Source organism: Nesterenkonia halobia (genome assembly GCF_039536005.1).
GTDB lineage: Bacteria > Actinomycetota > Actinomycetes > Actinomycetales > Micrococcaceae > Nesterenkonia > Nesterenkonia halobia.
On sequence record NZ_BAAAYG010000004.1, the window covers coordinates 130,100 to 156,723 of the forward strand.

Sequence of the window (26,624 nt, forward strand, 5' to 3'; positions counted from 1 at the left end):
CACGACGAAGGGCCCGGCCCCGGGAATCATCTCCGGGGCCGGGCCCTTCGTCGTCTCCGGCGTCGTCGACCGGCCGGTCGGGTTCAGCCGGTCGGGTTCAGATGAACAGCGCCGGATCCAGGGCGTATTCGGCCGGATCCACCGCCGGCTTCCGCTCGGTCTCCGTCCGGCTGCGCGCGTGGGCGGGGATGCCGGTGAGGATCGAGTGCTCCGGGGCGGACTTGACGACCACGGCGTTGGCTCCGACGGTCGCCCCCTCGCCGAGCTCCACCGGCCCGAGGACCTTCGCCCCGGCGCCGACGACGACGCCGTCGCCGAGCGTGGGGTGGCGCTTGACCTGCTCGAGGGAGCGCCCGCCGAGGGTCACTCCCTGGTAGAGCATGCAGTCGTCGCCGATCTCGGTGGTCTCGCCGATCACCACGCCCATGCCGTGGTCGATGAAGAACCGCCGGCCGATCTGCGCCCCCGGGTGGATCTCGATCCCGGTGAGCGTGCGCACCGCCTGGGACAGCGCCCGCGCCGGCGTCTGCAGCGGCCGGCGCCGCCACATCCGGTGCGCCAGGCGGTGGGCCCAGATGGCGTGGAGGCCGGAGTAGACCAGCACGATCTCCGTGGAGCTGCGTGCGGCTGGGTCGTGCTCGCGTGCGGAGTCGATGTCCTCGCGCAGGCGCTTCAGGATGCCCACTGTCGATCGATGCCTTTCGGTCGGCGGTCGCGTCTGGGAACGTGCGGGAGGATCAGCCGCGGATGTCCTCGTAGAGCAGCGTGGAGATGTAGCGCTCCCCGAAGTCGGTGGCGACGGTGACGATGAGCTTGTCGCGGTTCTCCTCGCGCGAGGCGACCTCCAGCGCCGCGGCGATGTTCGCCCCGGTGGAGATGCCGCCCAGGATGCCCTCCCGGGTGCCCAGCTCGCGCGCGGTCTCCACAGACTTGTCGAGGTCGGCGGTCAGCACCTCGTCGTAGATCTCGCGGTCGAGGATCTCCGGGACGAAGTTCGGCCCCAGGCCCTGGATCTTGTGCGGTCCGGCCGCGCCGCCGGAGAGGATCGGCGAGTCCTCCGGCTCGACGGCGACGATGCCGATCTCCGGCTTGTGCTCGCGCAGCTTCCGTCCGGCGCCGGTGATCGTGCCGCCGGTGCCGATGCCGGCGACCAGGATGTCGACGGCGCCCTCGGTGTCGCGCCAGATCTCCTCGCCGGTGGTGTCGTAGTGGACCTGCGGGTTGGCCTCGTTGGCGAACTGCCGGGCCCAGATCGCGTTGTCGGTCTCCTCGACGATGGCCTTGGCCTTCTCCACCGCCCCGCGCATCCCGTCGGCGCCCGGGGTCAGCACGATCTCGGCGCCGTAGGCGCGCAGCATGACGCGCCGCTCGGTGGACATCGTCTCCGGCATGGTCAGCACCACGCGGTAGCCGCGGGCCGCGCCGACCATCGCCAGGGCGATGCCGGTGTTGCCCGAGGTGCCCTCGACGATGGTGCCGCCGGACTTCAGCACGCCGGCCTCCTCGGCGGCGTCGACGATGGCGGTGCCGATGCGGTCCTTGACCGAGCTGGCCGGGGAGTAGAACTCGAGCTTGACCGCGACGTCGCCGGGCAGGTCGGCGTCGAGCCGGTTGAGCCGGACCAGCGGAGTGCCGCCGACGGCCTCGGTGATGTTGTCGAGAATCGCCATGATGGAGTCGAACCCTTCCGTGCGGTGTGTCTGCGTCTCTGCGGGGACTGCGGGGAAGCGGCCGTGCCGTCGATGGCGCCGTCGGGCGCCGACACGGGTCGGGGCCAGCCTATCGGCTCGTCAGCCGACCGGCTGCTCCGTCAGCCACGGGGCGTAATTCCGGCGCAGCGCGGCGACCTTGGGGTCGATGATGACCCGGCAGTAGCCGACGTCGGGCCGGCGGGAATGGAAGTCCTGGTGGACCGGCTCGGCTTCGAAGACCGCGCCGAGCGGCTCCAGCGTGGTGACGATCGGCGCGTCGTAGGACTGCTGGGCACGCTCGATCGCCGCCTGCATCTCGGCACGCTCGGCGTCGTCGGCGTAGAACATCGCCGAGCGGTACTGCGGGCCGACGTCGTGGCCCTGCCGGTTCCACGACGTCGGGTCGTGCGCGGAGAAGAAGACGTCGTAGAGCACGTCGACGGGCAGCTCGGCGGGGTCGAAGGTGACCTCCACCGCCTCGGCGTGGCCGGTGGTGCCGGTGCACACCGCCTCGTAGGTCGCCGGGCCGGTGCCGCCGGTGTAGACGCTGCGCACCCGGACGACGCCGCGCAGCCGCCGGGCCAGCGAATCCAGGCACCAGAAGCAGCCGGCGCCGAGGACCAGAGTGCGGGCGGGGCCGGCCTGCTCGGCCGGGTCGACCTGCGCCGCCGGATCAGGGGTCGGGGCCTCGGGATCGGAGGGAGAACTCATGTCCGGTCCAACCGCGCCGGCCGCCGCGACATTCCTCGCCGCGGCCGGGACCGCGCGTCGTCCGTGCGCCGTCCGTGCGTCTCCCGAGCGTGTCCGGAGCGTCGGACCGGCGCGACGCGATACAACGGAGGGCATGGACACCACGCCCGAGGACCAGGACGAAGCGCAGGACAAGGACCAGGACAAGGACCAGGACAAGGACGGCGACGGTGCCCCGGACTCCGCGGCGCGCGCGGCGGGCCCCGCCCCGACGCTGCAGCAGGTGGTCGACCTCGCCGAGGAGCTCTGGCCCACCGGCCTGGCCGAACCCTGGGACGCCGTCGGACTCGTCGCCGGCCGCCGCGAACGGCCGGTGCGCACCGTGCACTTCGCCGTCGACCCGGTGCGCGCCGTCGTCGAGGAGGCCTGCGACGCCGGCGCGGACCTGCTGATCACCCATCACCCGCTGCTGCTGCGCGGAGTGCACAGCGTCGACGCGGCCGGGTACAAGGGAGAGATCGTCCACCGGCTCATCGAGTCCTCCTGCGGGCTGCTCACCGCCCACACCAACGGCGACTCCGCCGTCGGCGGCGTCAACGACGTGCTCGCCGGCATGCTGGGCCTGCAACAGACCGCACCGCTGAAGCCGGCCGAGGGCGGGGTGGCCCCGGAAGGTCTGGGACGCCTCGGCACGCTGGAGGTCGGCACCACGCTGGGCGAGCTCGCCGGCCGGCTCTTCGGCCTGCTGCCGGCCGTCGCCGGGGGAGTCCGCGTCGCCGGGGACCGGGACGGCATCGTGCAGCGCGTCGCGCTCTGCGGCGGCGCCGGCGACAGCCTGCTCGACGTCGCGCGGGAGGCCGAGGCCGACGTCTTCATCACCGCCGACCTGCGCCACCATCCCGCCTCGGAGGCCCGTGAGGCGGTGCGCGACGGCCGGCCCTACCTCATCGACGTCTCGCACTTCGCCAGCGAATGGCTCTGGCTGCCCACCGCCGCCCAGGCGCTGCAGCGGGCGCTGGCCGATCGCGGCTACGATGTCGAGGTCGTGGTCAGCGGCATCACCACTGATCCGTGGGACTTCGTGCTCACTCCGGGCGGCTGAACCCGTCCGCCGCGCGCCGGCCCCGGCCGCCCGCGGCCCGATCCCGCGACTCGAGACATCCCGACTTCACATCCCGACTTCGGACACCCCGACAGGAGAACTGTGACCACACTGATCGTCGAAGCCGACGGCGGCAGCCGCGGCAACCCCGGCATCGCCGGATCCGGCGCCCTGGTGCGCGACGCCTCCGGCCGCGTGCTGGCGACCCGCGCGACCCCGCTGGGGAAGGCCAGCAACAACGTGGCCGAGTACACCGGCCTGATCGACGGGCTGACGCTGGCCGCCGAGATCGACCCGCAGGCCGAGGTCGACGTGCGGCTGGACTCCAAGCTCGTCGTCGAGCAGATGAGCGGACGCTGGCGGATCAAGCATGAGGACATGAAGCGTCTCGCCGCACAGGCCGCGGCCATCCTGCCGCCGACCCAGGTGCGCTACACCTGGATCCCGCGGAAGCAGAACGGCGACGCCGACGCGCTGAGCAACGAGGCCATGGACGCCTCGGCGGCCGGCACCGAGTGGGATCCGGCCGCCAGCCGGATCACTCCCGACTGATCAGATCCAGCTGATGCGGGGTGCGCCCGGCGGCCGGGCGCACCTCCACCTCCCAGACGGAGGCGGCGATCTCGGCGACGTCGTCGATCGTCTCCGCCGGCCGCTCGGCGCGCAGCAGCATGCCGGTGAGCCGGCCGCGGGCGTGCTTGGCGAAGTGGGTGACCACCTTCCGCTCGCCGTCGCGCTCGGTGACGCTGTTGACCGTCAGAGTCTGCTCCGCCGCCGCGCGGTGGACGGCATAGGCCGAGGACCGGCAGTCGACGACGAGCTGGTCGCCGATCACCGCGTCCAGCGGCTCGGCCAGGGCCTGCTTCCAGAACGTCGACAGCCGCCCCGGGCCGCGCCCCTCGGGAGCCAGAGTGACGCCCATCGACAGGCGGTGGGCCGGGATCGGGTCGCTGAAGCCGGTCACGCCGAACAGCCCGGAGAAGATCAGCACCTGGTCCTCGGCGCGGGCCCGTGCGGCCTCGTCCAGCGTGTCGGCGTCGAGCGCGTCGTAGAGCACCCCGGTGTAGAGCCGGTGCGCCGGGGCCGTGGGAGCGGTGTCCAGCCGGGTGTTGGCCGCGACCTCGCCCATGACGTTGGCGCCGACCTTGAGGACCTTCTGCGCGTCCTCGCGGGAGCTGGCGGCGGCGAGCGCGTCGAGGACCTCGCGGCGGGGCGCCGCCAGCTCGGGCAGCGTCAGCGCCGAGAGATCGAGGGCGTCTCCGCCGTCGGCCGGCGGGGTCTTTCCTTCGGAGGGCGGGAGGTGGATCAGCACCGATCCATCGTACCGGCGTCGTCGGACTGCCGGGAGGAGCCGTCGCGGCGGCCGCCCTCGTCCCGCGCGTGTCGTCGGCCGTGTCACCCCTGCATGATGCGATGGACGGTCGCGGCGGGCGGCGTCCGACGACGGCGGCGCGCGACCGCCTCGTCCCCCAGGACGGGCCGAGATCCTTCGCACACGCCGACGACGGGAGCACGACCATGATGGGACCCCACCACGCCGCCTGCGGAGCGGCGGGATGGGTGCTGATCGCCGCCGACCATCAGCTGCCGATCCGCCCGCCGGCCGGACTGGAGATCCCCGTGCTCCAGACCGCGACCGCGGGGCTGCCGGAGACGCTGCCGCTGGGCTTCGGGCTGCTCGACGGCATCACCGACCTCGGCGTGCTGGCCGGCGCCGTCGTCGCCGCCGGCGCGGCGCTGCTGCCGGACGCCGACCACCACAACGCCTCCATCGCGCACTCGCTGCCGCCGGTCTCGGAATGGCTCTGCCGCGTGATCGGCCGGATCTCCGGCGGGCACCGCAACGGCACGCACTCGCTGCTGGGGGTGGGCGCGTTCATGCTCGTCGCCTGGCTGCTCTCCCGGATCTCCGTGCCCGTCGAATCCGGGGCCCTGCAGATCGGAGCCGGCGCGATGACCGTGGTGCTGGCCTCCTTCGCGGCGAAGACGCTGCATTTCCTCCCCGAGGCCGCGCGGAAGGCCCCCTGGCTGCTCGGCCTGCTGCTGGGCGGCCTCGTCGCCGTCGGACTGGGGGAGCAGAGCTGGTGGTTCGTCCTCGCCGTCGGCCTCGGCGCCGCCGTGCACATCGCCGGCGACATGCTCACCGACGGCGGGTGCAACCTGCTCTGGCCGGTCGCGCTCACCCCGCCGAAGGGATTCCGCCGCCTGCCGGTGCTCGGGGCGCTGTGGAGCAGCGGAGGCCGGATGGCGCTGCCGCTGCTGGGGCGCTCGGGCTCGGCGCGCGAGTGGATCGCGGCCGTGGCGGTCTCCGCCGTGGCCGCCGTCGGGATGCTCGCGGCGCTGGTCGGCGCCCTCGGGGACGGGGTGCGTCTGCTGCTGGCTCGCTGAGAGACCCGTCACCCGTTCCGGAGGCGGATCGGCGCAGAGCTGCTCGCTGGCGTACGATGGACCTCCGGGACGGGTCGACCGGGCCATCGCGCCGCCGCAAGGCCCCGTTGTCGCGCAGGACGTGACGAGCGGATAACTGCGGCGTCGAGGAACGTCCGGACTCCGCAGGGCAGGATGGTGGGTAACGCCCACTCGGGGAGACCCGCAGGCCAGTGCCACAGAGAACAGACCGCCGGGTCGGCTCACGCCGGCCGGGCAAGGGTGAAACGGTGGTGTAAGAGACCACCAGCGCGGCAGGTGACTGCCGCGGCTCGGCAAACCCCATCCGGAGCAAGGTCGAACAGGATGCGCGACCAGGGCTGCCCGCCCGAGGCATCCGGGTTGACTGCTCGAGGCGCGTGGCGACACGCGACCCAGATGGATGATGGCCGTCGCGCCGACGCGAGCCGGCCGGCACAGAATCCGGCGTACAGGTCGGCCCGTCCCCCTTCTCCCCGCCGGCGTGCGCCTCAGCCGGACAGCACGCGCGCCGCGGCCAGGCGCGCGTAGAGCGCGGCGGCGGCCGGCGCCGTCGTCGCCTCCCAGGAATGCTCGCGGGCGCGCTGCGCGGCGGTGGCGCTGTAGCGGATCCAGGCCCGGCGGTGGAGCACCAGCCAGTGCATCTGCGCGGCCCAGCCGTCCGGATCCAGGCTCCCGATGAGCCGTCCGGTGCGGCGGTGGTGCACCAGTTCCCTCAGCCCGCCGACCTCGTGGGCGAGCACCGGGGTGCCGCAGGCCATCGCCTCCAGGGCGACCAGGCCGAAGGACTCGCTGCACGAGGGCATCAGCACTGCGTCGCTGGCGCGGAAGAGCTCGGCGAGCTCGCCGTGCGGCAGCGGCGGACGTCGACGGATCAGCTCGGAGACGCCGTGGCGTGCGGCCAGCTCGGCGATGTCGACGCGGCATTCCCCGCTCTGCTCGCCGGCGATGGTCAGCTCCACCGGGACCTCGGGCATGCGGCGGTGGAAGAGCCCCAGCGCCTCGATCGCCACCTGGGGCCCCTTGTGCGGCTGCAGCCGGCCGGCGAAGGCCAGCCGCAGCGGCCGCCCCGCGAGCTCGGCGCGCGGATCCGGATCCTGGGGCGGGTGGAAGACGGAGAGGTCGACGCCGGGCCGGAGCGGCTGCAGGCGCGCGTCGTCGACGTCGAAGAGGCGCCGCAGATCGCCGGCCTCCGCCTCGGTGTTGGCGGTCACCGCCTGCGCCTCGGCGACGATCCGGGCCTCGGCGGCGTGGCGGCGCGGGTCCTCGGCGGCGTGGGGATCGCGCTCGTGCTTCACCGCGGCCATCGTGTGCATGGTGTGCACCAGCGGCGCGTCGAGCCGCTCGGCCAGCAGCAGCCCGGCCAGCCCGGAGATCCAGTAGTGCGAGTGGACCACGTCCACGCGCTCGGCGACGGCGGCCAGGCTCGTCAGCGCCCGCTCGGCGAGCTCGTCGACGGCGTCGACCAGATCGTTCTTCGTCCCGCGCGCCTGCGGCGGGACCGTCAGGGTGTGCAGTCGGCGCCCGTCGCCCAGCGTGACCAGCGTGTCGTCCTCGCCGGGGGAGTCGGGGGCGGCGTGCCGCCCGGCGACTGCCGTGGTGATGAGGTCGACGGCGAGGCCGGAGGCCTGCAGGGCCCGGGAGAGCGCGTCGATGTAGACGTTCATCCCGCCGGCGTCGCCGGTGCCCGCCTGATCCAGCGGATGGGTGTGCAGGCTGACCATGACCACCCGCGGCGGGGAGGCGGTGGCGGGGGAGGCGGGCATCGGGTCCTCCGGGCTCGGCGGCGGTCGGGCGGTCCGGACGGTCGGGAGCGGGAGCCCGGCCGAGGGGCTCGTCGGTGTCGCGGTCATCCCGTCCGCTCAGGGCATAAGGCGTTCAGCGGCGGAGGTATTCCGCGCAGGAGGCGTCCACGGCGTCGTCGACCTCGCGGTGGAGCACCCAGAGGCCGGCGTCGTCGGAGATGACCGGCTCGAAGCCCAGGCGATCGGCGCGGTCGAAGGCCTCCTCCGGGGTGAGCGGATCGTTGCCGCCGAGTTCGGAGACGGTGTCGTCGATGATCAGCCAGCTCAGCCGGCTCGCATCGGTGGTGCCGTTCAGCCCCACGCGGGTGCGGTCGACCAGATGCGGCGCGGCCGTGTCGGCGGCTTCGACGCAGACGCCGTCCGGGACGGCCTCCACTGCGCGCTGATGGGCGGCGACGCGCTCGTCGAAGGACCAGGAGGCGGTCACCGTGCGCTGCAGCGGGAAGACCTGCGGGAAGAACAGCGTCCCGACCACCGAGACCGCCAGCGCCGTGGCCGGCACGGCGGTCCCCCAGCGGCGGTTCCGCGCTGTGGTCGCCGCCGTGGTCGCCGCTGGGGTCGACGATGCGGCGTGCTCCGAGGCCTGCCGCGCCGGCGATCGGGTCCGGCGGGCACGGCGGGCGCGGACGGCCTGGATGCGGCGGACGGTGTCCAGTGCGGCCAGCAGGAAGATCGGGGCGAGGATCGCGTCGTACTGGTAGACCGGCGACCAGACGTTGAGCCGGTCGTTGAACAGCCGGGAGAGCAGGATCGGGGCGCCGAGGATCGCGTAGGGCGAGGCCAGCGGCAGCAGCCACAGCGGCACGAAGTGCAGCAGCCACAGCGCGATCTTCAGCGGATGGTCGACCAGGATGGTCGCCGCGTGCCAGGGCTGGGTGAGCAGGAAGACCACCGCCGCGCCCGCCGAGGCGCCCAGGGCGGTGAACTCCCAGTAGCCGAAGTCGCCGCTGGGGGAGAAGTGCGGGATGACCACGTCGGTGGCGAACCAGTAGCCGGCGACGCCGAGGGCCGCGGTGAGCGCCGCGGCGGTCCAGCGACGGCGCAGCAGCAGCACCAGCGCGATCGCGACCAGGGTGACGCCCATGTCCTCGCGGACCAGCAGCAGCGCGGCCGAGAGGCCGACGGTCAGCCGGATCCGGCCGCGCTCCGTCGCCCAGATGATCCAGGCGATCAGCGGCACCCCGACGGCGATCTCGTGGAAGTCCCAGTTCACGATGGCCTGGAACGGCCAGCCCAGCAGCAGCGCGCCCACGGCGACCATCCCGGTGCGATGCCCGAACCAGCCGCGGGCGACCAGGTAGGTGGGCAGCGCCGCCGAGGCGAGCAGGAGGATCAGCGCGATGTTGAGCATGCGCGGGTCGTCCCAGATCCAGTACAGCGGCGCCAGCACCACCAGCACCGGGTGGAAGTGGTCGCCCAGCAGATGGAAGTCCTCGCCCTTGATCGGCACGATGGGTGCCTTGAACAGCGCGTACTGCCGCACCGCCTGGTCGAAGATGCCCAGGTCGAATCCCTTGGCGGAGAAGGTCGCGTAGCGCAGCAGGGAATGGACCAGGTACAGCACGGAGGCCGCCGCCATCGCGGCCGTCAGCTGGATCCTCTGCACACGCGTCAAGTGCCTCGGGAGGGATTCGAACCCCCGACCGGCGGATTAGAAGGCCGCTGCTCTATCCCCTGAGCTACCGAGGCGGGCGGGCCGTCGCGGGCGACGGCTCGACGCCACAGTCTACCGGCTCGGCTCCTGCACAGGCGACGTCGCCGGATGCGCGACACGCCGTCGTCTCCACAGGCGCCCGCTCCCGACTCCCGGAGGCATGCCGCGCCGAGCAGACTGGCCGCACGGTCGACGCGACGACCACGGCCCGGCGTCGATCGGCCCGAGACGGGCAACGGGCCGTGGAGGACGGAGCACCATCATGACTGAGACCATCACTGTGCGCGGCTTCCTGGGCGGAGACGTCCGCCTGGTCACCACAGACCGCGGACTGCCGATCGCGACCTTCCGGCTGGCCTCGACGCCGCGCCGCTTCGACCGCGAGCGTCAGACGTGGGTGGACGGGGAGACCAACTGGTACAGCGTCGCCTGCTTCCGCTCGCTGGCGCAGAACGCCCATGCCACGCTCGGCAAGGGCGATCCCGTCGTGGTCACCGGCAGACTCAAGGTCCGCCGCTGGGAGAACGAGCACGGCCAGCGCGGCACCGCAGTGGACATCGACGCCGACGGGGTGGGCCATGACCTGACCTTCGGCACCGGATCCTTCGTCCGGCTGGGCACCGGGCCCGGCGAGGGCGCCCGGGGCGGCGCCGATCGGGCACCGAGCGAAGGACCGGGCGAAGGCCCGAGCGAGGGGCCGGCAGGGCCCGACGGCGGCGCAGAGTCCGGCGGGGAGGAGGCGGCGTCCGCCGGCGGGCCCGGCGCCGAGGGAGCATCCGGCGACTCCGCGGCGGCCTCGGCCTGGGACGCCGCACCTGCGGGAGAGCGGGAGCCGGCCCCGTTCTGAGCGTCCGCCGCTCGTGCGCGGGCGTCGTGGGGCGTCGTGGGGCGCCGCATCGTCGTCGCACGGAGTCGCCGACGCCGGCGGAGCGGGCTCCGGAACATGCCCGGAGCATGCCCGGAGCACGCCTGGAGCACGCCCGGCCGGTCGGCCCGAGCCGGCGAGCCGGTGCGGCGTTCGCCGCAGCCGGGTCGGGCCGACTAGCCTGGGGGCATGGCAGAGTTCATTTACACCATGGTCAAAGCCCGCAAGAAGGTGGGCGACAAGCTCATCCTCGACGATGTCACGATGTCGTTCTACCCCGGAGCGAAGATCGGCGTCGTCGGTCCCAACGGGGCCGGAAAGTCCACGATCCTGAAGATCATGGCGGGACTGGACCAGCCGTCCAACGGTGAGGCTCGCCTGTCCCCGGGGTATTCGGTGGGCATCCTGCGGCAGGAGCCGCCGCTGAACGAGGAGAAGACCGTCCTGGGCAACGTCCAGGAGGGCGTCGGCGAGATCTTCGAGAAGCTGCAGCGCTACAACGAGATCTCGGCGCAGATGGCCGATCCGGACGCCGACTTCGAGGCCCTGCTGGAGGAGATGGGCACGCTCCAGGGCGAGATCGACGCCGCCAACGCCTGGGACCTCGACTCCCAGCTGGAGCAGGCCATGGACGCGCTGCGCTGCCCGCCCGGCGACGCCGACGTAACGGTGCTCTCCGGCGGTGAGCGGCGCCGTGTGGCGCTGTGCAAGCTGCTGCTCTCCAAGCCGGACCTGCTGCTGCTCGACGAGCCGACCAACCATCTCGACGCCGAGTCGGTGCTGTGGCTCGAGCAGCACCTGGCCGACTACGAGGGCGCCGTGCTGGCCGTCACCCACGACCGCTACTTCCTGGACCACGTCGCCGAGTGGATCTGCGAGGTCGACCGCGGCCGGCTCTACCCCTACGAGGGCAACTACTCCACCTACCTGGACAAGAAGCGCGCGCGCATGGAGGTCCAGGGCAAGAAGGACGCCAAGCTCGCCAAGCGCCTCAGCGAGGAGCTCGAGTGGGTCCGCTCGAACGCCAAGGGCAAGCAGACCAAGTCCAAGGCTCGTCTGGCCCGCTACGAGGAGATGGCCGCCGAGGCCGAGCGCACCAAGAAGCTCGACTTCGAGGAGATCCAGATCCCGCCGGGCCCGCGGCTGGGCACCCAGGTCATCGAGGCCGAGAACCTGCAGAAGGGCTTCGGGGACCGGATCCTGGTCGACGGACTGTCCTTCTCCCTGCCGCGCAACGGCATCGTCGGCGTCATCGGCCCCAACGGCGTCGGCAAGTCCACGCTGTTCAAGACGATCATCGGCCAGGAGGAGCTCGACGGCGGCAGGATGACCGTCGGCGAGTCGGTGAAGACCTCCTACATCGACCAGTCGCGCGGCGGCATCGATCCGGAGAAGAGCCTCTGGGAGGTCGTCTCCGGCGGGCACGACTTCATCCAGGTCGGCAACGTGGAGATGCCCTCCCGCGCCTACGTCGCGGCCTTCGGCTTCAAGGGGCCGGACCAGCAGAAGAAGGCCGGAGTCCTCTCCGGCGGTGAGCGCAACCGGCTGAACCTGGCGCTCACCCTGCAGCAGGGCGGGAACCTGCTGCTGCTCGACGAGCCGACCAACGACCTCGACGTCGAGACGCTGGGCTCGCTGGAGAACGCGCTGCTGGAGTTCCCCGGATGTGCCGTGGTCGTCTCCCACGACCGCTGGTTCCTCGACCGCGTCGCCACCCACATCCTGGCCTGGGAGGGCACGGAGGAGGATCCGGCGAACTGGTACTGGTTCGAGGGCAACTTCGAGGCCTACGAGGAGAACAAGATCGACCGGCTCGGCGCCGACGCGGCCCGGCCGCACCGGGTCACCCACCGCAAGCTCACCCGCGGCTGAGGCTCCGGCACCGACAGCTCGGGCCCCGCCGACCATCACGATGGTCGGCGGGGCCCGAGCCGTCTCTGCGGAGGACCACGGCCTGCGCCGCGCCCGGTGATCAGGCGCCGACGCCCTCGAGCTGCTCGACGGCCGGGTACTTCTCCGGGATCGAGCCGGTCATGTGCTCGACCACCCGGACGACCTGCGAGGAGTAGCCGAACTCGTTGTCGTACCAGACGTAGAGGATGGCCTGGTCGCCGTTGACGATGGTCGCCAGCCCGTCGACGACGCCGGCGGCCCGCGAGCCCACCAGATCGGAGGAGACGACCTCGGCGGAGTCGATGTAGTCGATCTGCCGATGCATCGTGCCCTCCAGCGACTCGCGGCGCAGCAGCCGGTTCAGCTCCTCGGCCGATCCGGGGCTCTCGTCGAGCTCCAGGTTCAGGATCGCCATGGACACGTCCGGGGTGGGCACCCGGATCGCATTGCCGGACAGCTTCCCGGAGAGCTCCGGCAGCGCCTTGGCCACGGCCTTCGCCGCGCCGGTCTCGGTGAGCACCATGTTCAGCGCCGCCGAGCGGCCGCGACGCTCGCCGCGGTGGAAGTTGTCGATCAGGTGCTGGTCGTTGGTGTAGGAGTGCACCGTCTCGACATGGCCGTGGTCGATGCCGAAACGATCGTGCATCACGGCCGCGATCGGCGTGATCGCATTCGTGGTGCAGGAGGCCGCCGAGAGGATCCGGTCCTCGTCGTCGATCTGATCGTGGTTGACGCCGTAGACGATGTTCTTCAGCGACCCCTTGCCCGGAGCGGTGAGCACCACGCGGGAGGCGCCGGGGGACTGCAGATGCCGGCTGAGGTTCTCCTCGTCGCGCCACCGGCCGGTGTTGTCGATGACCACCGCATCCTCGATGCCGTGGGCGGTGTAGTCGACGTCGGCGGGGTCCTCGGCGTGGATGACCTGGATCCAGGTGCCGTTGGCGATGATCGCCCCGCGCTCCTCGTCGAGCCGGATCGAGCCGTCGAAGGGCCCGTGCACCGAGTCGCGGCGCAGCAGCGAGGCGCGCTTGGCGAGGTCGTCCTCCGAGCCCTTCCGCACCACGATGGCCCGCAGTCGCAGCCCGGAGGCCGAGGAGGCCCGCCCGATGAGGATCCGCGCGATCAGCCGGCCGATGCGACCGAAGCCGTAGAGGACGACGTCCTGCGGCGCGGCGCGTCCCTGGCCGCCCCGGCCGATCAGCTCGTCGAGCTCCTCGCGGAGGAACTGCTCCAGGTCCTCGCGGCCGGAGGCCTGGAAGCGGGCGTTGAGCCGGGCGATGTCGAGGCGGGCCGCCCCCAGATCCAACCGGGTCAGCGCCTGCATCAGCGGCAGCGTCTGCTCCATCGGCAGCTCGGTCTCGTCGACCTGCCGGGCGAATCGGTGGGCGCGGAGGATGTCCACTGCGGACTGATTGACCAGCCGCCGTCCGTAGATGCTGGTGACGACGTTGTTGTCCCGGTAGAGGCGGCCGATCAGCGGGATCATCTCTTCGGCCGTGGATTCGCGCTGCTGCCAGCGTCGAAGATGCTCATCTGCGCGGTCGAGCACAGTTCGTCCTTCCTGCACGACGTCATTGTCGGAGTCAGGGGCGGCGGTCGCCGCCCGGTGCGTCGCGGACGGAGGGCCCGTCCGCGGTGCCGGCGGCTCGCCGTCGAGCCGCCGCGGCGTCGGCGCGGGCAGACTCGTCCCGGCCGGCTCGCGGCAGGGCCGCAGACGGACGGAGAAGCATCGGCACCATCGCCGGGGACCAGTCTAGGGCGACGGGAGGGCGACGAGTGCACGGCGCGTCGGATGTGTCGGGACCGCGGGGGAGCGGCCGGCCCCGCGGTGCCCGGGACCGGCCGCGCTCACTGCAGCGGCTCGTGGGCGGCGCGGGCGTCCCAGATCGGGCCGTACTGCTGCTCCAGACTGCGCTGGACCGCCGAGCTGCGGGTCATCGACCGCTGCAGCCGCTCGCGGACACGGGGCTTCAGCCCCTGCGGACGGCGCACCATGCCCTCCTGGGCGACGGAGGCGACCAGCGCGCCGTCGCGGTTGTAGATGGAGCCGGTCGCCAACCCCCGGGCGCTCTGCGCGCTGGGGCTCTGCTGGACGTAGAGCAGCCATTCGTCGGCGCGGGCCTCGCGATGCCACCACATCGCGTGGTCCAGCGATGCGACTTTGATCCCGGGCTTGGCCCAATAGAGCCCGTGGCGGCGCAGGATGGGCTCGAGGAGCGTGTAGTCGGAGGCGTAGAGGATCGCCGCCCGGTGCAGCCGGCGGTCGTCGGGCAACGGGGCCCGCGCCCGCATCCACACTGCGTTCGCCGCCCGCGGGGTCCGGTCGGCCTCCAGATAGACGGGGCGGTCGACATGGCGGATCTCGAAGGGGCGGCCGCGGGCCCACTCCTGCATGACCGGATGGTCGACGTGGCCGACCAGCTCGTCGGGCGTCGGCAGCTGATCCGGATCCGGGATGTGGGCGGGCATCTCCCGCTGGTGCGAGGGCCCGGGCGAGGGGCGCTGGAAGGAGGCGATCATCGACAGGATCGGCTTGCCGCCCTGGTAGGCCTGGCTGCGCCGGGCGGAGAAGGAGCCGCCGTCGCGCAGCCGCTCCACGGCGATCTCGATCGGCTGGGTCGCATCGCCGGGTCGCAGGAAGTATCCGTGGACCGAGTGGATCACCCGCTCCGGGTCGACGGTGCGCATCGCCGCGATCGCCGCCTGCGAGACGACCTGACCGCCGAAGACGCGCCAGAACGCCTGGTCGAAGACCGGACCGAGGAAGCGGTCCTCGGAGCCGCGCGGACCGGAGAGCGGCTCGAGCTCCTCCAGGTCCAGCATCCCCACCAGCTGGGCGACGGCCTCGTCGGGCGAGGGGACCTGATAGCGGGGGGAGGGCATGCGACGTCCTTCCGGAGGGGTCTCATCGGGGCCTCGGCGGGCCAGGGTGCGGGCGGGGATGACAGAATCAATCCTATGACCGAAGCGCTGCGATTCGCCGAAGCCGTCTCCCTGCAGGACCTGTCGACCTATGTGGGCCGCGCCCGCCGCATCCAGGAGCAGGGGATCCGCCTGCAGGCGGTGGGGTCGGTGCTGGCCGCCTGGGTGCCGGTGATGACGCCCAGTTCGCTGGTCGGCCGGCTGCCGGCGGTGCTGGGGCTGCGGACCATGGCGCTGGCCGAGACCTCGGAGGCCGACGTCACCGTCGAGCTCAACGCCGTCACCGAGCGGATCGCCCGCCTCGATCCGGCCGACGTCGAGCTGCCCCTGCCGCCGAGCCGGATGACAGTGCCCTGGGCGGCGGTGACCCCGCCGCGCTCGGGGTGGGAGCCGGCCGGCACGCTCTCCGACGACACCGTCCGCGACGCCGCCGAGTCCGGCGTCTCCGAGATCACCGACGTCGTCCCCGACACCGCCGGCGCGGCCGTCGTCGAGCAGGTCCGCGAGCGCGTCTGGGGCCGGGGCATGGAGCCCGGCGCGCAGGACGCCGTCGCCGAAGTCGAGATCCCCGCCGGGGCGGCCTTCGGCTCCCATGCGCTGGGCTTCCTGACCGCCCGCGGCGCCGGCGGCACCACTGTGGTCCACCGGCTGGGCCGCTGGGTGCGGCTGTCCTCGGCCGGCGGCTTCGTGCTCTGCCGGACCTCCGGCGGGCTCTGAGCCCGGCCGGGTCCGTCCGGGCTTGTCAGGCAGAGCCCGTCAGCCAGGCTCCGGCAGCCGGGGGCCGGCAGTCGGGGGCCGGCAGGGTGCCGCCGGGCCCGGAGGCGTCTCGGCTCAGCTGTTGACCATCGAGTGCGCCGCCCGGGAGAGATAGTCCCAGAGGATCTCGTCGTGCAGCGGCGAGAGCTCGACGGCGTCGACGGCGCGGCGCATATAGCGCAGCCAGGTGTCGCGCGCCCAGGCATCCACCTGGAACGGCATGTGGCGCATCCGCAGCCGCGGGTGGCCGCGCTCCTCCTGGTAGGTCCGCGGCCCGCCCCAGTACTGCTCGAGGAACATCAGCAGCCGCCGCTTGGCCGGCTCCAGATCCTCCTCGGGATAGAGCGCACGGAAGTCCGGATCCTCGGCCACCTGCTCGTAGAAGACCTCGACGATGCGGGCGAAGGTCTCGTGCCCGCCGACGGCCTCGTAGAACGACTGCTGCTCGCCGCCGGGGGTCGCCCCGGAGGCCGGTTCCGCCGAGCGCGACGGCGCGGTCGGGCGGATCGGCTGCGGGCCGGACCCGCCGCCGGGCGGCGGGAGGTACCCCAGGTCGGCGGAGGATCCGGAGGAACCGGACGAACCCGACGGGCCGGAGGGTCCCGGCCCGCCGGTCGTGCCCGACGGGCCCGGGGCGGCCTCGGCCTCCTGCGCGTCGTCGCGACGGTCGTCGTCGGCCATGGGTGCTCCATCCTGTCGCGTCTGCTGGTCGTGCTCGGCGCCGCGGCGCCGGGCCTCCTCGTCCTGGCCGCGCGCGGGCAGGCCGGTGACCTGCGACGGCGGCTTGCCGACCGGGGCCAGCGTGGCGATCGGCGCGCCCAGGCGGCGGGAGAAGGTCGGCAGCTGCTGGTCGTCGGCCGTGCTCGATGCCGTGCTCGATGCTGTGCCCGATGCTGAGCCCGTTTGCGTCGTCGACGCGGCCGGCCGCCGCGAGGCCTGCGACGCCGGCGTCACCGGCTCATGGGTGACCGGGAAGTCGACGCTGCGGGCGATCACGCAGCGTTCGGCGGCGACGGCGTGCAGCGCGTCGGCCTCGGCGCGGCGGGATGCGTCGGCCAGCTCCACGGCCGGGCGCAGCACCGCCCCGGTGACCCGCCCTCCGCCGCCGGGCTCCATGCGCAGCTCCGCCGAGCCGGTGACGGTCAGCGCGGTGACGACCAGCGAGGCCTCGGCCGCGGCGTGCAGATATGACAGGGCATGACACTGGGCCAGCGCGGCGAGCAGCAGCTGCTCGGGATTCCACTGCTCGGCGTCGCCGTGGAAGGCGCGGGCCGCCGAGCCGGTCAGCGGCTCGGGGGCGCGCAGTCCGCGCTCGACGTCGCGGGGCCCGAGCACTGCGCGCACGGCGTGCTCCCGGGTGTAGCCGCGCGGGTCGGCGGTGCCGGCCGGATCCGACCAGCTGACCTCCACGGCGAACGTGTGCTGCTGGATGTCCATGCTCTCCTCGTGGCGGGGTCGTGCGACGGCCGCGGACCGTCGTCGGGGGTGGGCCCACGATACCGCCGAGACCGGCGTCGGTGACGACTCGCAGGGACCGGACGCTCCGGAGAACGGGCGGCGGCCGGGGACGCGGCGGCGGGGCCGGGGTGCGCATAGGATGTCAGTGGTCCGAATCCCGGCTCCGAGAGGAACTCATCTGACATGCGCGTCCACATCGCCACCGACCACGCCGGCATGGAGCTCTCCGCCCATCTGGTGACGCATCTGGCGGATCGGGGCTACGAGATGGTCGACCACGGCCCCGCGGTCTACGACGCCGAGGACGACTACCCGGCCTACTGCTTCCGCGCCGCCGAGGCGGTGGCCGCCGAGCAGGCCGAGGGGCGGGAGGCGCTGGGCATCGTGCTCGGCGGCTCCGGCAACGGCGAGCAGATCACCGCCAACAAGGTCCGCGGCATCCGCGCGGCGCTGGCCTGGAACGTGGAGACCGCCCGTCTGGCGCGCGAGCACAACGACGCCAACGTCGTCGGCCTGGGCGGCCGCCAGCACACCCTGCAGGAGGCCGCCGCGATCGTCGAGGCCTTCCTGGGCGCCGCCTGGAGCGGGGAGGATCGCCATGCCCGGCGCCTCGGCAAGATCGCCCACTACGAGCGCACCGGCGAGATCCTGGACTGATCGCCCCGACCCGCCCGCCGCATGCCTGAAGGTCACACCCTCCACCGCCTCGCCGCCCAGATCGAGGACCTCTTCGTCGGACGGCGCTGGCGCGTCAGCTCGCCCCAGGGGCGCTTCGCCGCCGGGGCGGGGCGGCTCGACGACCGCGTCCCGCAGCGCGCCGAGGCCTGGGGCAAGCAGCTCTTCGTCCATCTGGGCCCCGACATCTGGCAGGTCCACCTCGGGCTCTACGGAGCCGTCAGCTTCCGCGGCGACGAGCACTTCGCCGGCGCCCCGACGCTGGGCGCCCCGCGGGCCCGGCTCGAGCCCCCGACGGTGCGCCGCGACGAGGACGGCTGGGTCGTCCCCGAGCCGCCGCGCGGGGCGGTGCGCGCCCGGCTCCGCACCGAGCACGGCTGGGCCGACCTGCGCGGACCGGCCACCTGCGCGGTGCTCAGCGTGCCGGAGTATGAGCGCGTCGTCGCCCGGCTGGGCCCGGATCCGCTCCGCGAGCGTGCCGACGTCGCCCATCCCGACGCCGCACAGGCCCACGCCGCCGACCCCGATCCCGGACCGTCGGGCCTCGAGACCTTCGCCCGCCGGCTCGCCCGCCGGAGGATCCCGATCGCCCAGGCGCTGATGGACCAGTCGATCGTCGCCGGAGTGGGCAACATCTATCGGGCCGAGTCGCTCTTCCTGGAACGGCTGGACCCGAGTCTGCCGGCCGCCGAGCTCTCCGCGGAGTCGGTGGCCGCACTCTGGCGGCGCCTGGGCGCCCAGCTGCGCGACGGCGTCGCCGAGGGCGTCATCCGCACGCTGCGGCCCGAGGACGCCTCGCGCCACGACCCCGCCCGGCGCCACTGGGTCTACCAGCACCAGGGCAGCCCGTGTCTGCGCTGCGGGACGGTGCTGGCGGTCCGCGAGCTGCAGGGGCGCTCGCTGTACTGGTGCCCCGGCTGCCAGGGATGAGCCGCTGCGCCGCAGACGCGCCGCCGGACAAGCGCCGGACGGAGGGCCTCGAGGACGCATGCCGACGGCGCGTCCCGTAGAATCGTCGGCGTCCCCCGTGCGCGCCGTCCGCGGCCGCTGTCGCCGGCGTCGGCCGTCGCGCCGCGCGGCCCGCCGCCCCAGGGGGAGAAACGCCAGCATCGGTCGAACCGTGAGGAGAACCGTTCCAAGTGTCCGAGAACGTGTCCGCCAGCCCCGCGTCGCAGCACGCCGGGTCCGAGAGCATGACCATCACCGTCTCCGGGGAGGAGACCAGCGTCGAGGCGGGCACCACCGGCGCCGCGCTGTTCGCGGGTCAGAAGACCACAGTGGTCATGCGGGTGGGCGGCGAGCTGCAGGACCTCTCCCGTGAGATCCCCGCCGGCGCCGCCGTCGAGCCGGTGGACATCACCGAGCAGGACGGACTGAACGTGCTGCGCCACTCCGCCGCGCACGTCATGGCCCAGGCGGTCCAGCAGCTCTTCCCCGGCTCCACCCTGGGGATCGGACCCTATGTGACCGACGGCTTCTACTTCGACTTCGACGTCGCCGAGCCCTTCACGCCGGAGGATCTGAAGAAGATCGAGAAGGCGATGCAGAAGATCATCAACCAGGGCCAGCGCTTCGAGCGCGAGGTCGTCTCCGAGGAGGAGGCGAAGCGGGCCATGGCCGCCGAGCCCTATAAGCTCGAGCTGCTGGGCGCCGGCGACGACGCCGACGAGGCCGCCGAGGGTGCCGGCGTCGAGGTCGGCGGCGGCGAGATCACGATCTACCACAACGTCGACCGGAACGGCGAGCGCGTCTGGGCCGACCTCTGCCGCGGGCCGCACCTGCCGCACACCAAGCTCATCGCCAACGCCTTCTCCGTGATGCGCTCGGCCGCCGCCTACTGGCGCGGCGACCAGAACAACCAGCAGCTGCAGCGCCTCTACGGCACCGCGTGGCCGACCAAGGAGGACCTGACGGCCTACAAGGAGCGGCTGGCCGAGGCCGAGCGGCGCGACCACCGCCGCCTCGGCGTCGAGCTGGACCTGTTCTCCTTCCCCGACGAGCTGGGCTCGGGTCTGCCGGTGTTCCACCCCAAGGGCGGGATCATCAAGCGGGAGATGGAGGACTACGTCCGCCGCCGGCACATCGAGGAGGGCTTCGAGTACGTCGGCACCCCGCACATCTCCAAGGACGTGCTCTTCCACACCTCGGGCCACCTGCCGTACTACGCGGACTCGATGTTCCCGCCGCTGCATGTCGACGAGGAGCGCGACGCCGAGGGCACCGTCACCAAGGAGGGGCAGGAGTACCGCCTGAAGGCGATGAACTGCCCGATGCACAACCTGATCTACCGCTCGCGCGGTCGCTCCTACCGCGAGCTGCCGCTGCGCATGTTCGAGTTCGGCTCGGTCTATCGCTACGAGCAGTCCGGCGTGGTGCACGGGCTGACCCGCGTGCGCGGCATGACCCAGGACGACTCGCACTCCTATGTCACCCGCGAGCAGGCTCCGGCGGAGGTCGAGCACCTGCTGGGCTTCGTGCTCTCGCTGCTGCGCGACTTCGGCCTCGACGACTTCTACCTGGAGCTGTCCACCCGCGAGGAGGGGTCGGACAAGTTCATCGGCACCGACGAGCAGTGGGCCGAGGCCACCGAGGTGCTGCGCCGCGTGGCCGAGGACACCGGCCTCGAGCTCGTCCCGGACCCCGGGGGAGCGGCCTACTACGGGCCGAAGATCTCGGTGCAGGCCCGCGACGCGCTGGGCCGGACGTGGCAGATGTCGACGATCCAGTACGACTTCAACCAGCCGGCGCGCTTCGGCCTGGAGTACCAGGCCGCCGACGGCACCCGTCAGGAGCCGGTGATGATCCACTCGGCGAAGTTCGGCTCCATCGAGCGCTTCCTCGGCGTGCTCGTCGAGCACTACGCCGGCGCCTTCCCGGCCTGGCTGGCGCCGGTCCAGGTCCGCGCGCTGCCGGTGGCCGAGCCGTTCAACGACTACCTGGCCGAGATCGTGAAGCGGCTGAAGACCCGCGGAGTCCGCGCCGAGCTCGACGACGGCACCGAGCGCTTCCCGAAGAAGATCCGCACCGCCTCGAAGGACAAGGTGCCGTTCGTGCTCATCGCCGGCGGCGACGACCACGACGCCGACGCCGTCTCCTTCCGCTTCCGTGACGGCGAGCAGGAGAACCAGGTGCCGGTCGAGGAGGCGATCGAGCGCATCGTGACCACGATCGAGCAGCGGGAGGTCTGAACGGCGGTGACCAGCCAGCGGCAGACTGAGGGGAGCGCGGACGACGGCGACGCCGCCGACGCCGTCGAGGACGTCGGCGGTGGTGAGGACGACTTCACCCCCGCCGGCGTGCCCGACGGCTTCGAGCGGCTCTGGAATCCCCACCGGATCGCCTATATGCAGCGCGGCCAGGACCAGGTGTCCTCGGCCGCGGACTGTCCCTTCTGCGAGGGGCCGCGGCGCGCGGACGAGCAGGCGCTGATCGTCCACCGCGGCCGGAGCTGCTACGTGCTGCTCAACCTGTACCCGTACAACCCCGGGCATCTGCTCATCTGCCCCTACCGGCATGTGGCGGACCTGACCGACCTGACCCCCGAGGAGACGGTGGAGTTCACCCGACTGGCCCAGGTGGCGATGACCGCGCTGCGGGCGACGGCCGAGCCGGGCGGATTCAACCTGGGCATCAACCAGGGCAAGGTCGGCGGCGCCGGGATCTCGGCGCATCTGCACCAGCATGTGGTCCCGCGCTGGGGCGGCGACGGCAACTTCCTGCCGATCATCGCCCGCACCAAGAACATGGCGCAGACGCTGGGGGAGACCCACGCGATGATCCGCGACGCCTGGGAGCAGGCGGAGGAGACCCTCGCCGCCGGGCCGGCGGGCGACGACGCGTCCGCCGACGACGGGCGACCGCGCTGATGATCTCGCGCCGCGCCCGGGGCACCGCCGCCCGGGTCTTCGGCCCGGTCGCGGAGCAGCTGCACCGGCTGGGCGTCACCCCGAACATGGTCACGCTGATCGGCACCGCCGGGGTGTGCCTGGGCGCGCTGATCTTCTATCCGCTGGATCAGCTGTTCTGGGGCACTGTGGTCATCACGGTGTTCGTCTTCTCCGACCTGCTGGACGGGCTGCTGGCGCGCAGCACCGACAGCGCCTCGGTGCTGGGCGGCTTCCTGGACTCGACGCTGGACCGCCTGCAGGACGGATCGATCTTCCTGGGCCTGCTGATCTGGGCGTTCACCGTCGGCGGCGAGCCGGGCATCGGCGTCGCCGCCGGCGCCTGCCTGGTGCTGGGCCATCTGGTCTCCTACGTGCGGGCGAAGGCGGAGGCGCTGGGCTTCACCGCCGACGTCGGCCTTGCCGAGCGCACCGAGCGGCTGGTGGTCACGCTGGTCTTCACCGGGTTCACCGGACTGGGACTGCCCTCCACCGTGCTGCTGGTGGTGCTGTGCGTGCTGGCCGCCGCCTCGGCGGCCACCGTCCTCCAGCGGATCCTCGCCGTGCGCTCCCAGGCCGCGGAGCGCGACTGACCGCGCAGGCCGGAGCGGGAGCGGATCCCGGAGCGGATCCCGTCCGGTCGGCGCCGTCGCGGCGCGCGCTTCGGCATCGACTCGCCGACGACGGTAGGCTGGAGGACAGACTCGACGCCGGGGAGCGCGCCCGGTGCGGCGCGGCACCGGCCACGGTGCGCCCGCCCGGCACGCGCCGCACTCCGGCGCGGACCTGTCTTCCACCTCGTCGAGAACGGAGAACTATGGCCGGCCACTCCAAATGGGCCAACACCAAGCACCGCAAGGCGGCGGTCGATGCCAAGCGGGCCAAGATCAACGCGCGCTACACCAAGCAGATCGAGGTGGCCGCGCGCAGCGGAGGCCCCGACACCGACGGCAACCCGGCGCTGGAGACGGCGGTCCAGAAGGCCAAGAAGAACTCGGTGCCGAACGACAACATCGACCGCGCGATCAAGCGCGGCGCCGGACTGACCGGCGATGCGGTGGAGTACGAGGAGATCCTCTACGAGGTCCGCGGCCCGCAGGGCTCGGCACTGATGGTCGAGTGCCTCACCGACAACCGCAACCGGGCGGCCTCCGAGGTGCGCACGGCCGTCAACCGCGCCGGAGGCACGATGGCCGACCCCGGCTCGGTGGCCTATATGTTCCAGCGGCGCGGCATCGTCACGCTGCCGAAGAACGGGATGTCCGAGGACGACGTGCTCGCCGCGGTCCTGGAGGCCGGCGTGGACGACGTCATCGAGAACGACGAGACCTTCGACATCCGCTGCGAGCCGCAGGACCTCAGCGACGTCGTCGGCGCGCTGCGCGAGGCCGGCATCGAGCACGACAACGATGACGTCGCCTTCGTCTCCGACGTTTCAGTGGACCTCGACCTGGCCGCGGCGAAGAAGTTCCTGCGCATCTACGACGTCCTGGAGGACGTCGACGACGTGCAGAACATCCACACCAACGCCGATCTGAGCGCGGAGACGATGGCCGCGCTCGACGCCGAGAGCTGATGAGCGCCGCGCCGGTGCGCGGGACCGCCGCCGGATCGCTGGTCGCCCAGCGCATCCTCGGCGTCGATCCGGGGCTGACCCGCTGCGGCTTCGCCGTGGTGGAGATGCGCCCGGACCGCACCGGCGCCTCCGTGGCCGTCGAGGTCGCCGGCACGCGCTCGGAACAGGATCTGGCCGAGCGGATCCTGGCGATCCAGCGCGCCGCCGAGCGGCTGCTCGACGTCCACGCCCCCGACGTGCTCGCCATCGAGCGGGTCTTCGCGCAGAACAACGCCCCGACCGTGGTGGGCACCGCCCAGGCCTCGGGCGTGGTCATCGCCGCCGCGGCAGCCCGAGGCATCCCCGTCGCCTGGCACACGCCCTCGGAGGTCAAGGCGGCGGTGACCGACGACGGCGCGGCGGCCAAGGACGCCGTCGCCCGCATGGTCCAGCGGATCCTGCGGCTGGACGAGCTGCCGAAGCCGGTCGACGCCACCGACGCCTATGCCGTGGCCATCTGCCACGCCTGGCGCTCCGGGGTCGGCACCCGGCACGACATGTCCGCCGGCACCCGGACCCACCAGGGGGCGCGGACGGCCGCCCAGCAGGCCGCCGCGCGGCAGCCGCGCGAGGCCACCCCGGCGCAGCGGGCCTGGGCCGAGGCCGAGCGGCGCGCCGCGGACGGCCGCTCCTCGCCGGGAGCTCCCGGCGTGTCCCGGGGCCGTCGGGCGCGTTGACCCGCGACGATCCGCTCGGCGACGGTAGGCTGTTCGAAGACATCTGCGAATGATGTCCGTCCGATGGTCTCCGAGGAATGGTGGACGATGATCTCTTCGATCCGCGGCGAGGTGCTGCAGGTGGGACTCGACCATGCCGTGGTCGAGGTCTCGGGCTTCGGGCTCGAGGTGAGCGCGACCCCGCAGACGCTGACCGAGCTGCGGGCCGGCTCCGAGACCCGTCTGCTGACCAGCTTCGTGCCGCGCCAGGACGACGCCCCGCTGCTCTTCGGCTTCGCCGAGGCCGGCGAGCGGGAGATCTTCACCAGCCTGCTCTCCATCTCCGGAGTGGGCCCGCGGCTCGCGCTGGCGGTGCTGAGCGTGCACACCCCGGCCGAGGTGCGCACGGCCATCGCCGAGTCCGACACGGCGGCCTTCACCCGCGTGCCGGGCATCGGGAAGAAGACCGCCCAGCGGATCCTGCTGGAGCTGGCCGGCAAGCTGGTCATCGAGCAGCCCGCGGAGGAGCCCTCTGCCGCCGGCGACTCCGCGGGCGACTCCGACGGCGCCGAGGCCGCCGGCGAGCAGGTCCGGGAGCAGGTGCGCGAGGCGCTGACCTCGCTCGGCTGGACCGAGAAGGACGCCCGCACGGCGGTGGAGAAGGAGCTGCAGGCCCGGCCCGAGCTCGCCGAGGCCGCCGTCTCCGAGGTGCTCCGGCAGACGCTGCGCAGCCTGGGAGGTCCGACGCGATGAGCGCCGAGGAGCAGCCCCTGCCGTCGACGGAGGGGCGGGACCCGTCGCGCGAGGTCGTCGACGCCGCGCCGATGGCGGAGGAGAAGGCCATGGAGGCCGCGCTGCGGCCGAAGGCGCTGGGGGACTTCGTCGGTCAGCAGACGGTCCGCCATCAGCTGTCGCTGGTGCTGCAGTCCTCGCGGCTGCGCGGCGCGGCGGCCGACCACGTGCTGCTCTCCGGCCCGCCGGGGCTGGGCAAGACGACGCTGGCGATGATCATCGCCGCGGAGATGGACGCCTCGCTGCGGGTGACCTCCGGGCCGGCGATCCAGCACTCCGGCGACCTCGCCGCGATCCTCTCGTCGCTGACCGAGGGGGAGGTGCTCTTCGTCGACGAGATCCACCGGATGGCGCGGCCGGCCGAGGAGATGCTCTACATGGCGATGGAGGACTTCCGGGTCGACATCGTCGTCGGCAAGGGCGCCGGGGCCACCTCGATCCCGCTGGAGCTGCCGCAGTTCACGCTGGTCGGGGCGACCACCCGGGCCGGGCTGCTGCCGGGTCCGCTGCGCGACCGCTTCGGCTTCACCGGCCACCTGGAGTACTACGGCGTCGGGGAGCTCGAGCATGTGCTGCGCCGCTCCGCGGAGCTGCTGCAGGTGCAGGCCACCGACGCCGGCTTCGCCGAGATCGCCTCGCGCTCCCGGGGCACGCCCCGGGTGACCAATCGGCTGCTGCGGCGGGTGCGCGACTGGGCGCTGGTGCACGAGGTCGACCTGGTCGACGACGACGCGGCCGCCGAGGCGCTGGACACCTACGAAGTCGACCGACGCGGCCTCGACCGGCTGGACCGGGCCGTGCTCGAGGCTCTCTGCTCGACCTTCCGCGGCGGGCCCGTCGGCCTGTCGACGCTGGCCATCCTGGTCGGCGAGGAGACCGAGACGGTGGAGACCGTCGCCGAGCCCTACCTGGTCCGCGAAGGGCTGCTGGCCCGCACACCCCGCGGCCGGGTGGCCACCGAGGCCGCCTGGCGGCACCTGGGTCTCGAGCCGCCGGAGCAGGGGGCGCCGCTCGGCGGGGCCGGGTCCACGGCCTCGTCGCCGCCGGCCTCGCCGTCGTCCGCGCACAGCGGACGTTCGGCCGGCTCCCCGGGTCCGACCACCGAGGGCTGATAGTCTCGTCGGTTGAATGGCAGAGGCCCCGGCCGATGATCCTCCCCGCCTCGGGGAGCGCCTCGGCGGCCTGACCGGACCGGTTCGCATACCCGGCCCGGAGCGTCCGGGCGGTGCCCGGACCGAGACGACCCCTCGACAGATTGGCCCGAACCTGTGAACGCACTGACGACCTCGACCCAGATCCTCGCCGCCGGCGGCGACGGCGGCGCGGGAGGCTTCGACCCCTTCATCCTGATCATGATCGCCATCCTGGCGATCTTCATGATCCTCACCTTCCGCCGCGGAAAGAAGATGAAGGACGCCCAGGCGGCGGCGGTCAGCGGCGCAGTGGTCGGCGCGGAGGTGGCCACGGCCGGCGGCATGGTCGGCACGGTGGTCCTCCGCGACGAGGAGCGGCAGCGCGTGAGCCTCGAGTTCAGCTCCGGAGACCGGGTGGACGTGCAGCTGGCCGCCGTCCAGCACGTGCTCACCCCGGCGCCGTCGCCCGAGGCCGCCGACGGGCAGAGCACCGACGAGGACCACAGCTGATCCTCGCCTGACCACGGCCCGCCGGCGACGCCGCCGCGGGCCGTGGTGCGTGTGCGGGCGGGATCCCGCCGCGCCCCGCATTCCACTCCCTCGTGACGCGGAAGGTTGACCGAGCCA

General features: G+C 72.8%; 25 protein-coding genes, 1 tRNA gene, 1 other RNA gene and 1 pseudogene. 17 read left to right on the forward strand and 11 right to left on the reverse strand.

Annotated elements, in window-relative coordinates:
• Positions 1-97: 97 nt before the first annotated feature.
• The 3 genes from epsC to msrA form a co-directional block, all read right to left on the reverse strand.
• Entirely contained in the window at positions 98-685 is a 588-nt protein-coding gene (gene epsC / locus ABD652_RS06210) for a serine O-acetyltransferase EpsC (protein ID WP_344719319.1), read from the reverse strand.
• Between the two features lie 52 nt (positions 686-737).
• Positions 738-1,670, reverse strand: a complete 933-nt coding sequence (gene cysK, locus ABD652_RS06215) for a cysteine synthase A (RefSeq protein ID WP_425574549.1) — start codon at positions 1,668-1,670, stop codon at positions 738-740.
• Positions 1,671-1,790: 120 nt separating this feature from the next.
• Positions 1,791-2,402, reverse strand: a complete 612-nt coding sequence (gene msrA, locus ABD652_RS06220) for a peptide-methionine (S)-S-oxide reductase MsrA (protein ID WP_344719323.1) — start codon at positions 2,400-2,402, stop codon at positions 1,791-1,793.
• A gap of 133 nt (positions 2,403-2,535) precedes the next feature.
• Here msrA and ABD652_RS06225 point away from each other — a divergent pair, with 133 nt between their 5' ends.
• On the forward strand, positions 2,536-3,483 hold the full coding sequence (locus ABD652_RS06225) for a Nif3-like dinuclear metal center hexameric protein (protein WP_344719325.1): 948 nt from the start codon (positions 2,536-2,538) through the stop codon (positions 3,481-3,483).
• A 102-nt stretch (positions 3,484-3,585) separates the two neighbouring features.
• Positions 3,586-4,035 carry a reverse transcriptase-like protein gene (locus tag ABD652_RS06230; RefSeq protein WP_344719327.1) on the forward strand — a complete coding sequence of 150 codons (450 nt, stop codon included), beginning with the start codon at positions 3,586-3,588 and terminating at the stop codon, positions 4,033-4,035.
• On the opposite strand, the gene ABD652_RS06235 is transcribed toward ABD652_RS06230, so the two are convergent.
• Positions 4,022-4,795, reverse strand: coding sequence for a YaaA family protein (locus ABD652_RS06235; RefSeq protein ID WP_344719329.1), 774 nt, complete (start codon positions 4,793-4,795; stop codon positions 4,022-4,024). The two genes, ABD652_RS06230 and ABD652_RS06235, sit on opposite strands and share 14 nt — an antisense overlap.
• 206 nt (positions 4,796-5,001) lie before the next feature.
• Here ABD652_RS06235 and ABD652_RS06240 point away from each other — a divergent pair, with 206 nt between their 5' ends.
• Both ABD652_RS06240 and rnpB read left to right on the forward strand, forming a co-directional pair.
• On the forward strand, positions 5,002-5,871 hold the full coding sequence (locus tag ABD652_RS06240) for a metal-dependent hydrolase (RefSeq protein WP_344719331.1): 870 nt from the start codon (positions 5,002-5,004) through the stop codon (positions 5,869-5,871).
• Positions 5,872-5,941: 70 nt separating this feature from the next.
• An RNA gene (gene rnpB / locus ABD652_RS06245) (RNase P RNA component class A) lies at positions 5,942-6,357 on the forward strand.
• 23 nt (positions 6,358-6,380) lie between these two features.
• Here rnpB and ABD652_RS06250 read toward each other — a convergent pair.
• From ABD652_RS06250 to ABD652_RS06260, 3 genes are all read right to left on the reverse strand, one after another.
• Positions 6,381-7,655, reverse strand: coding sequence for a glycosyltransferase (locus ABD652_RS06250; protein ID WP_344719333.1), 1,275 nt, complete (start codon positions 7,653-7,655; stop codon positions 6,381-6,383).
• A 112-nt stretch (positions 7,656-7,767) separates the two neighbouring features.
• Positions 7,768-9,300, reverse strand: a complete 1,533-nt coding sequence (locus tag ABD652_RS06255; RefSeq protein ID WP_344719434.1) for a DUF2079 domain-containing protein — start codon at positions 9,298-9,300, stop codon at positions 7,768-7,770.
• A 10-nt stretch (positions 9,301-9,310) separates the two neighbouring features.
• Positions 9,311-9,383: transfer RNA gene (locus ABD652_RS06260), tRNA-Arg, on the reverse strand.
• 227 nt (positions 9,384-9,610) lie between these two features.
• Here ABD652_RS06260 and ABD652_RS06265 point away from each other — a divergent pair.
• Together ABD652_RS06265 and ettA are read left to right on the forward strand one after the other, a co-directional pair.
• On the forward strand, positions 9,611-10,195 hold the full coding sequence (locus tag ABD652_RS06265) for a single-stranded DNA-binding protein (RefSeq protein WP_344719335.1): 585 nt from the start codon (positions 9,611-9,613) through the stop codon (positions 10,193-10,195).
• Between the two features lie 207 nt (positions 10,196-10,402).
• Positions 10,403-12,085 carry an energy-dependent translational throttle protein EttA gene (gene ettA / locus ABD652_RS06270; RefSeq protein ID WP_344719337.1) on the forward strand — a complete coding sequence of 561 codons (1,683 nt, stop codon included), beginning with the start codon at positions 10,403-10,405 and terminating at the stop codon, positions 12,083-12,085.
• Between the two features lie 100 nt (positions 12,086-12,185).
• On the opposite strand, the gene ABD652_RS06275 is transcribed toward ettA, so the two are convergent.
• Both ABD652_RS06275 and ABD652_RS06280 read right to left on the reverse strand, forming a co-directional pair.
• Positions 12,186-13,655, reverse strand: coding sequence for a glyceraldehyde-3-phosphate dehydrogenase (locus ABD652_RS06275; protein WP_344719436.1), 1,470 nt, complete (start codon positions 13,653-13,655; stop codon positions 12,186-12,188).
• A gap of 299 nt (positions 13,656-13,954) precedes the next feature.
• Positions 13,955-14,989: an acyl-CoA thioesterase gene (locus ABD652_RS06280; protein WP_344719340.1), complete on the reverse strand. Its 1,035-nt coding sequence runs from the start codon at positions 14,987-14,989 to the stop codon at positions 13,955-13,957.
• Between the two features lie 75 nt (positions 14,990-15,064).
• Between ABD652_RS06280 and ABD652_RS06285 the strand changes: the two genes are divergently transcribed.
• The gene (locus tag ABD652_RS06285) at positions 15,065-15,745 is read left to right on the forward strand and encodes a DUF8185 domain-containing protein (protein WP_344719342.1); all 681 of its coding nucleotides are present in this window, start codon (positions 15,065-15,067) and stop codon (positions 15,743-15,745) included.
• 114 nt (positions 15,746-15,859) lie between these two features.
• On the opposite strand, the gene ABD652_RS06290 is transcribed toward ABD652_RS06285, so the two are convergent.
• Together ABD652_RS06290 and ABD652_RS06295 are read right to left on the reverse strand one after the other, a co-directional pair.
• Positions 15,860-16,336: a globin gene (locus ABD652_RS06290; protein WP_425574553.1), complete on the reverse strand. Its 477-nt coding sequence runs from the start codon at positions 16,334-16,336 to the stop codon at positions 15,860-15,862.
• Positions 16,337-16,756: 420 nt separating this feature from the next.
• Positions 16,757-17,221: pseudogene (locus ABD652_RS06295) on the reverse strand (OsmC family protein); the annotation flags it as partial.
• A 204-nt stretch (positions 17,222-17,425) separates the two neighbouring features.
• On the opposite strand from ABD652_RS06295, the gene ABD652_RS06300 reads away from it, so the two are divergent.
• The 10 genes from ABD652_RS06300 to ABD652_RS06345 all read left to right on the forward strand — a co-directional run bounded on the left by ABD652_RS06300 (position 17,426) and on the right by ABD652_RS06345 (position 26,507).
• Positions 17,426-17,899 (forward strand): ribose-5-phosphate isomerase, encoded by a 474-nt coding sequence (locus tag ABD652_RS06300; protein ID WP_344719345.1) that lies wholly within the window; start codon positions 17,426-17,428, stop codon positions 17,897-17,899.
• Positions 17,900-17,920: 21 nt separating this feature from the next.
• A complete protein-coding gene (locus ABD652_RS06305; RefSeq protein WP_344719347.1) occupies positions 17,921-18,847 on the forward strand; it encodes an Fpg/Nei family DNA glycosylase in 927 nt (308 codons plus the stop codon).
• Positions 18,848-19,110: 263 nt separating this feature from the next.
• A complete protein-coding gene (gene thrS / locus ABD652_RS06310; RefSeq protein ID WP_344719440.1) occupies positions 19,111-21,105 on the forward strand; it encodes a threonine--tRNA ligase in 1,995 nt (664 codons plus the stop codon).
• A 6-nt stretch (positions 21,106-21,111) separates the two neighbouring features.
• A complete protein-coding gene (locus tag ABD652_RS06315; protein ID WP_425574550.1) occupies positions 21,112-21,783 on the forward strand; it encodes an HIT family protein in 672 nt (223 codons plus the stop codon).
• Positions 21,783-22,394 (forward strand): phosphatidylinositol phosphate synthase, encoded by a 612-nt coding sequence (gene pgsA / locus ABD652_RS06320; protein ID WP_344719349.1) that lies wholly within the window; start codon positions 21,783-21,785, stop codon positions 22,392-22,394. The genes ABD652_RS06315 and pgsA overlap by 1 nt, the downstream gene beginning before the upstream one ends.
• Before the next feature lie 224 nt (positions 22,395-22,618).
• Positions 22,619-23,377, forward strand: coding sequence for a YebC/PmpR family DNA-binding transcriptional regulator (locus ABD652_RS06325; protein ID WP_344719352.1), 759 nt, complete (start codon positions 22,619-22,621; stop codon positions 23,375-23,377).
• Positions 23,377-24,093: a crossover junction endodeoxyribonuclease RuvC gene (gene ruvC / locus ABD652_RS06330; protein ID WP_344719354.1), complete on the forward strand. Its 717-nt coding sequence runs from the start codon at positions 23,377-23,379 to the stop codon at positions 24,091-24,093. The genes ABD652_RS06325 and ruvC overlap by 1 nt, the downstream gene beginning before the upstream one ends.
• Before the next feature lie 87 nt (positions 24,094-24,180).
• Positions 24,181-24,825 (forward strand): Holliday junction branch migration protein RuvA, encoded by a 645-nt coding sequence (ruvA, locus tag ABD652_RS06335; RefSeq protein WP_344719356.1) that lies wholly within the window; start codon positions 24,181-24,183, stop codon positions 24,823-24,825.
• A gap of 71 nt (positions 24,826-24,896) precedes the next feature.
• Positions 24,897-25,976, forward strand: a complete 1,080-nt coding sequence (gene ruvB / locus ABD652_RS06340) for a Holliday junction branch migration DNA helicase RuvB (protein ID WP_344719445.1) — start codon at positions 24,897-24,899, stop codon at positions 25,974-25,976.
• A 156-nt stretch (positions 25,977-26,132) separates the two neighbouring features.
• Positions 26,133-26,507, forward strand: a complete 375-nt coding sequence (locus tag ABD652_RS06345; protein WP_344719359.1) for a preprotein translocase subunit YajC — start codon at positions 26,133-26,135, stop codon at positions 26,505-26,507.
• The last annotated feature ends 117 nt before the right edge of the window (positions 26,508-26,624 follow it).

Excerpts from the sequence above, each read along its gene's own strand:
- ABD652_RS06250 (WP_344719333.1), bottom strand. The coding sequence starts at position 7,655 with ATGCCCGCCTCCCCCGCCACCGCCTCCCCGCCGCGGGTGGTCATGGTC.
- ABD652_RS06300 (WP_344719345.1), top strand. The coding sequence starts at position 17,426 with ATGCGCGTCCACATCGCCACCGACCACGCCGGCATGGAGCTCTCCGCC.
- ruvB (WP_344719445.1), top strand. The coding sequence starts at position 24,897 with ATGGCGGAGGAGAAGGCCATGGAGGCCGCGCTGCGGCCGAAGGCGCTG.
- msrA (WP_344719323.1), bottom strand. The coding sequence starts at position 2,402 with ATGAGTTCTCCCTCCGATCCCGAGGCCCCGACCCCTGATCCGGCGGCG.
- thrS (WP_344719440.1), top strand. The coding sequence starts at position 19,111 with ATGACCATCACCGTCTCCGGGGAGGAGACCAGCGTCGAGGCGGGCACC.
- ABD652_RS06285 (WP_344719342.1), top strand. The coding sequence starts at position 15,065 with ATGACCGAAGCGCTGCGATTCGCCGAAGCCGTCTCCCTGCAGGACCTG.
- ABD652_RS06225 (WP_344719325.1), top strand. The coding sequence starts at position 2,536 with ATGGACACCACGCCCGAGGACCAGGACGAAGCGCAGGACAAGGACCAG.
- ABD652_RS06265 (WP_344719335.1), top strand. The coding sequence starts at position 9,611 with ATGACTGAGACCATCACTGTGCGCGGCTTCCTGGGCGGAGACGTCCGC.
- cysK (WP_425574549.1), bottom strand. The coding sequence starts at position 1,670 with ATGGCGATTCTCGACAACATCACCGAGGCCGTCGGCGGCACTCCGCTG.
- ettA (WP_344719337.1), top strand. The coding sequence starts at position 10,403 with ATGGCAGAGTTCATTTACACCATGGTCAAAGCCCGCAAGAAGGTGGGC.
- ABD652_RS06305 (WP_344719347.1), top strand. The coding sequence starts at position 17,921 with ATGCCTGAAGGTCACACCCTCCACCGCCTCGCCGCCCAGATCGAGGAC.
- ABD652_RS06280 (WP_344719340.1), bottom strand. The coding sequence starts at position 14,989 with ATGCCCTCCCCCCGCTATCAGGTCCCCTCGCCCGACGAGGCCGTCGCC.
- ruvC (WP_344719354.1), top strand. The coding sequence starts at position 23,377 with ATGAGCGCCGCGCCGGTGCGCGGGACCGCCGCCGGATCGCTGGTCGCC.
- ABD652_RS06325 (WP_344719352.1), top strand. The coding sequence starts at position 22,619 with ATGGCCGGCCACTCCAAATGGGCCAACACCAAGCACCGCAAGGCGGCG.
- ABD652_RS06240 (WP_344719331.1), top strand. The coding sequence starts at position 5,002 with ATGATGGGACCCCACCACGCCGCCTGCGGAGCGGCGGGATGGGTGCTG.
- ruvA (WP_344719356.1), top strand. The coding sequence starts at position 24,181 with ATGATCTCTTCGATCCGCGGCGAGGTGCTGCAGGTGGGACTCGACCAT.
- pgsA (WP_344719349.1), top strand. The coding sequence starts at position 21,783 with ATGATCTCGCGCCGCGCCCGGGGCACCGCCGCCCGGGTCTTCGGCCCG.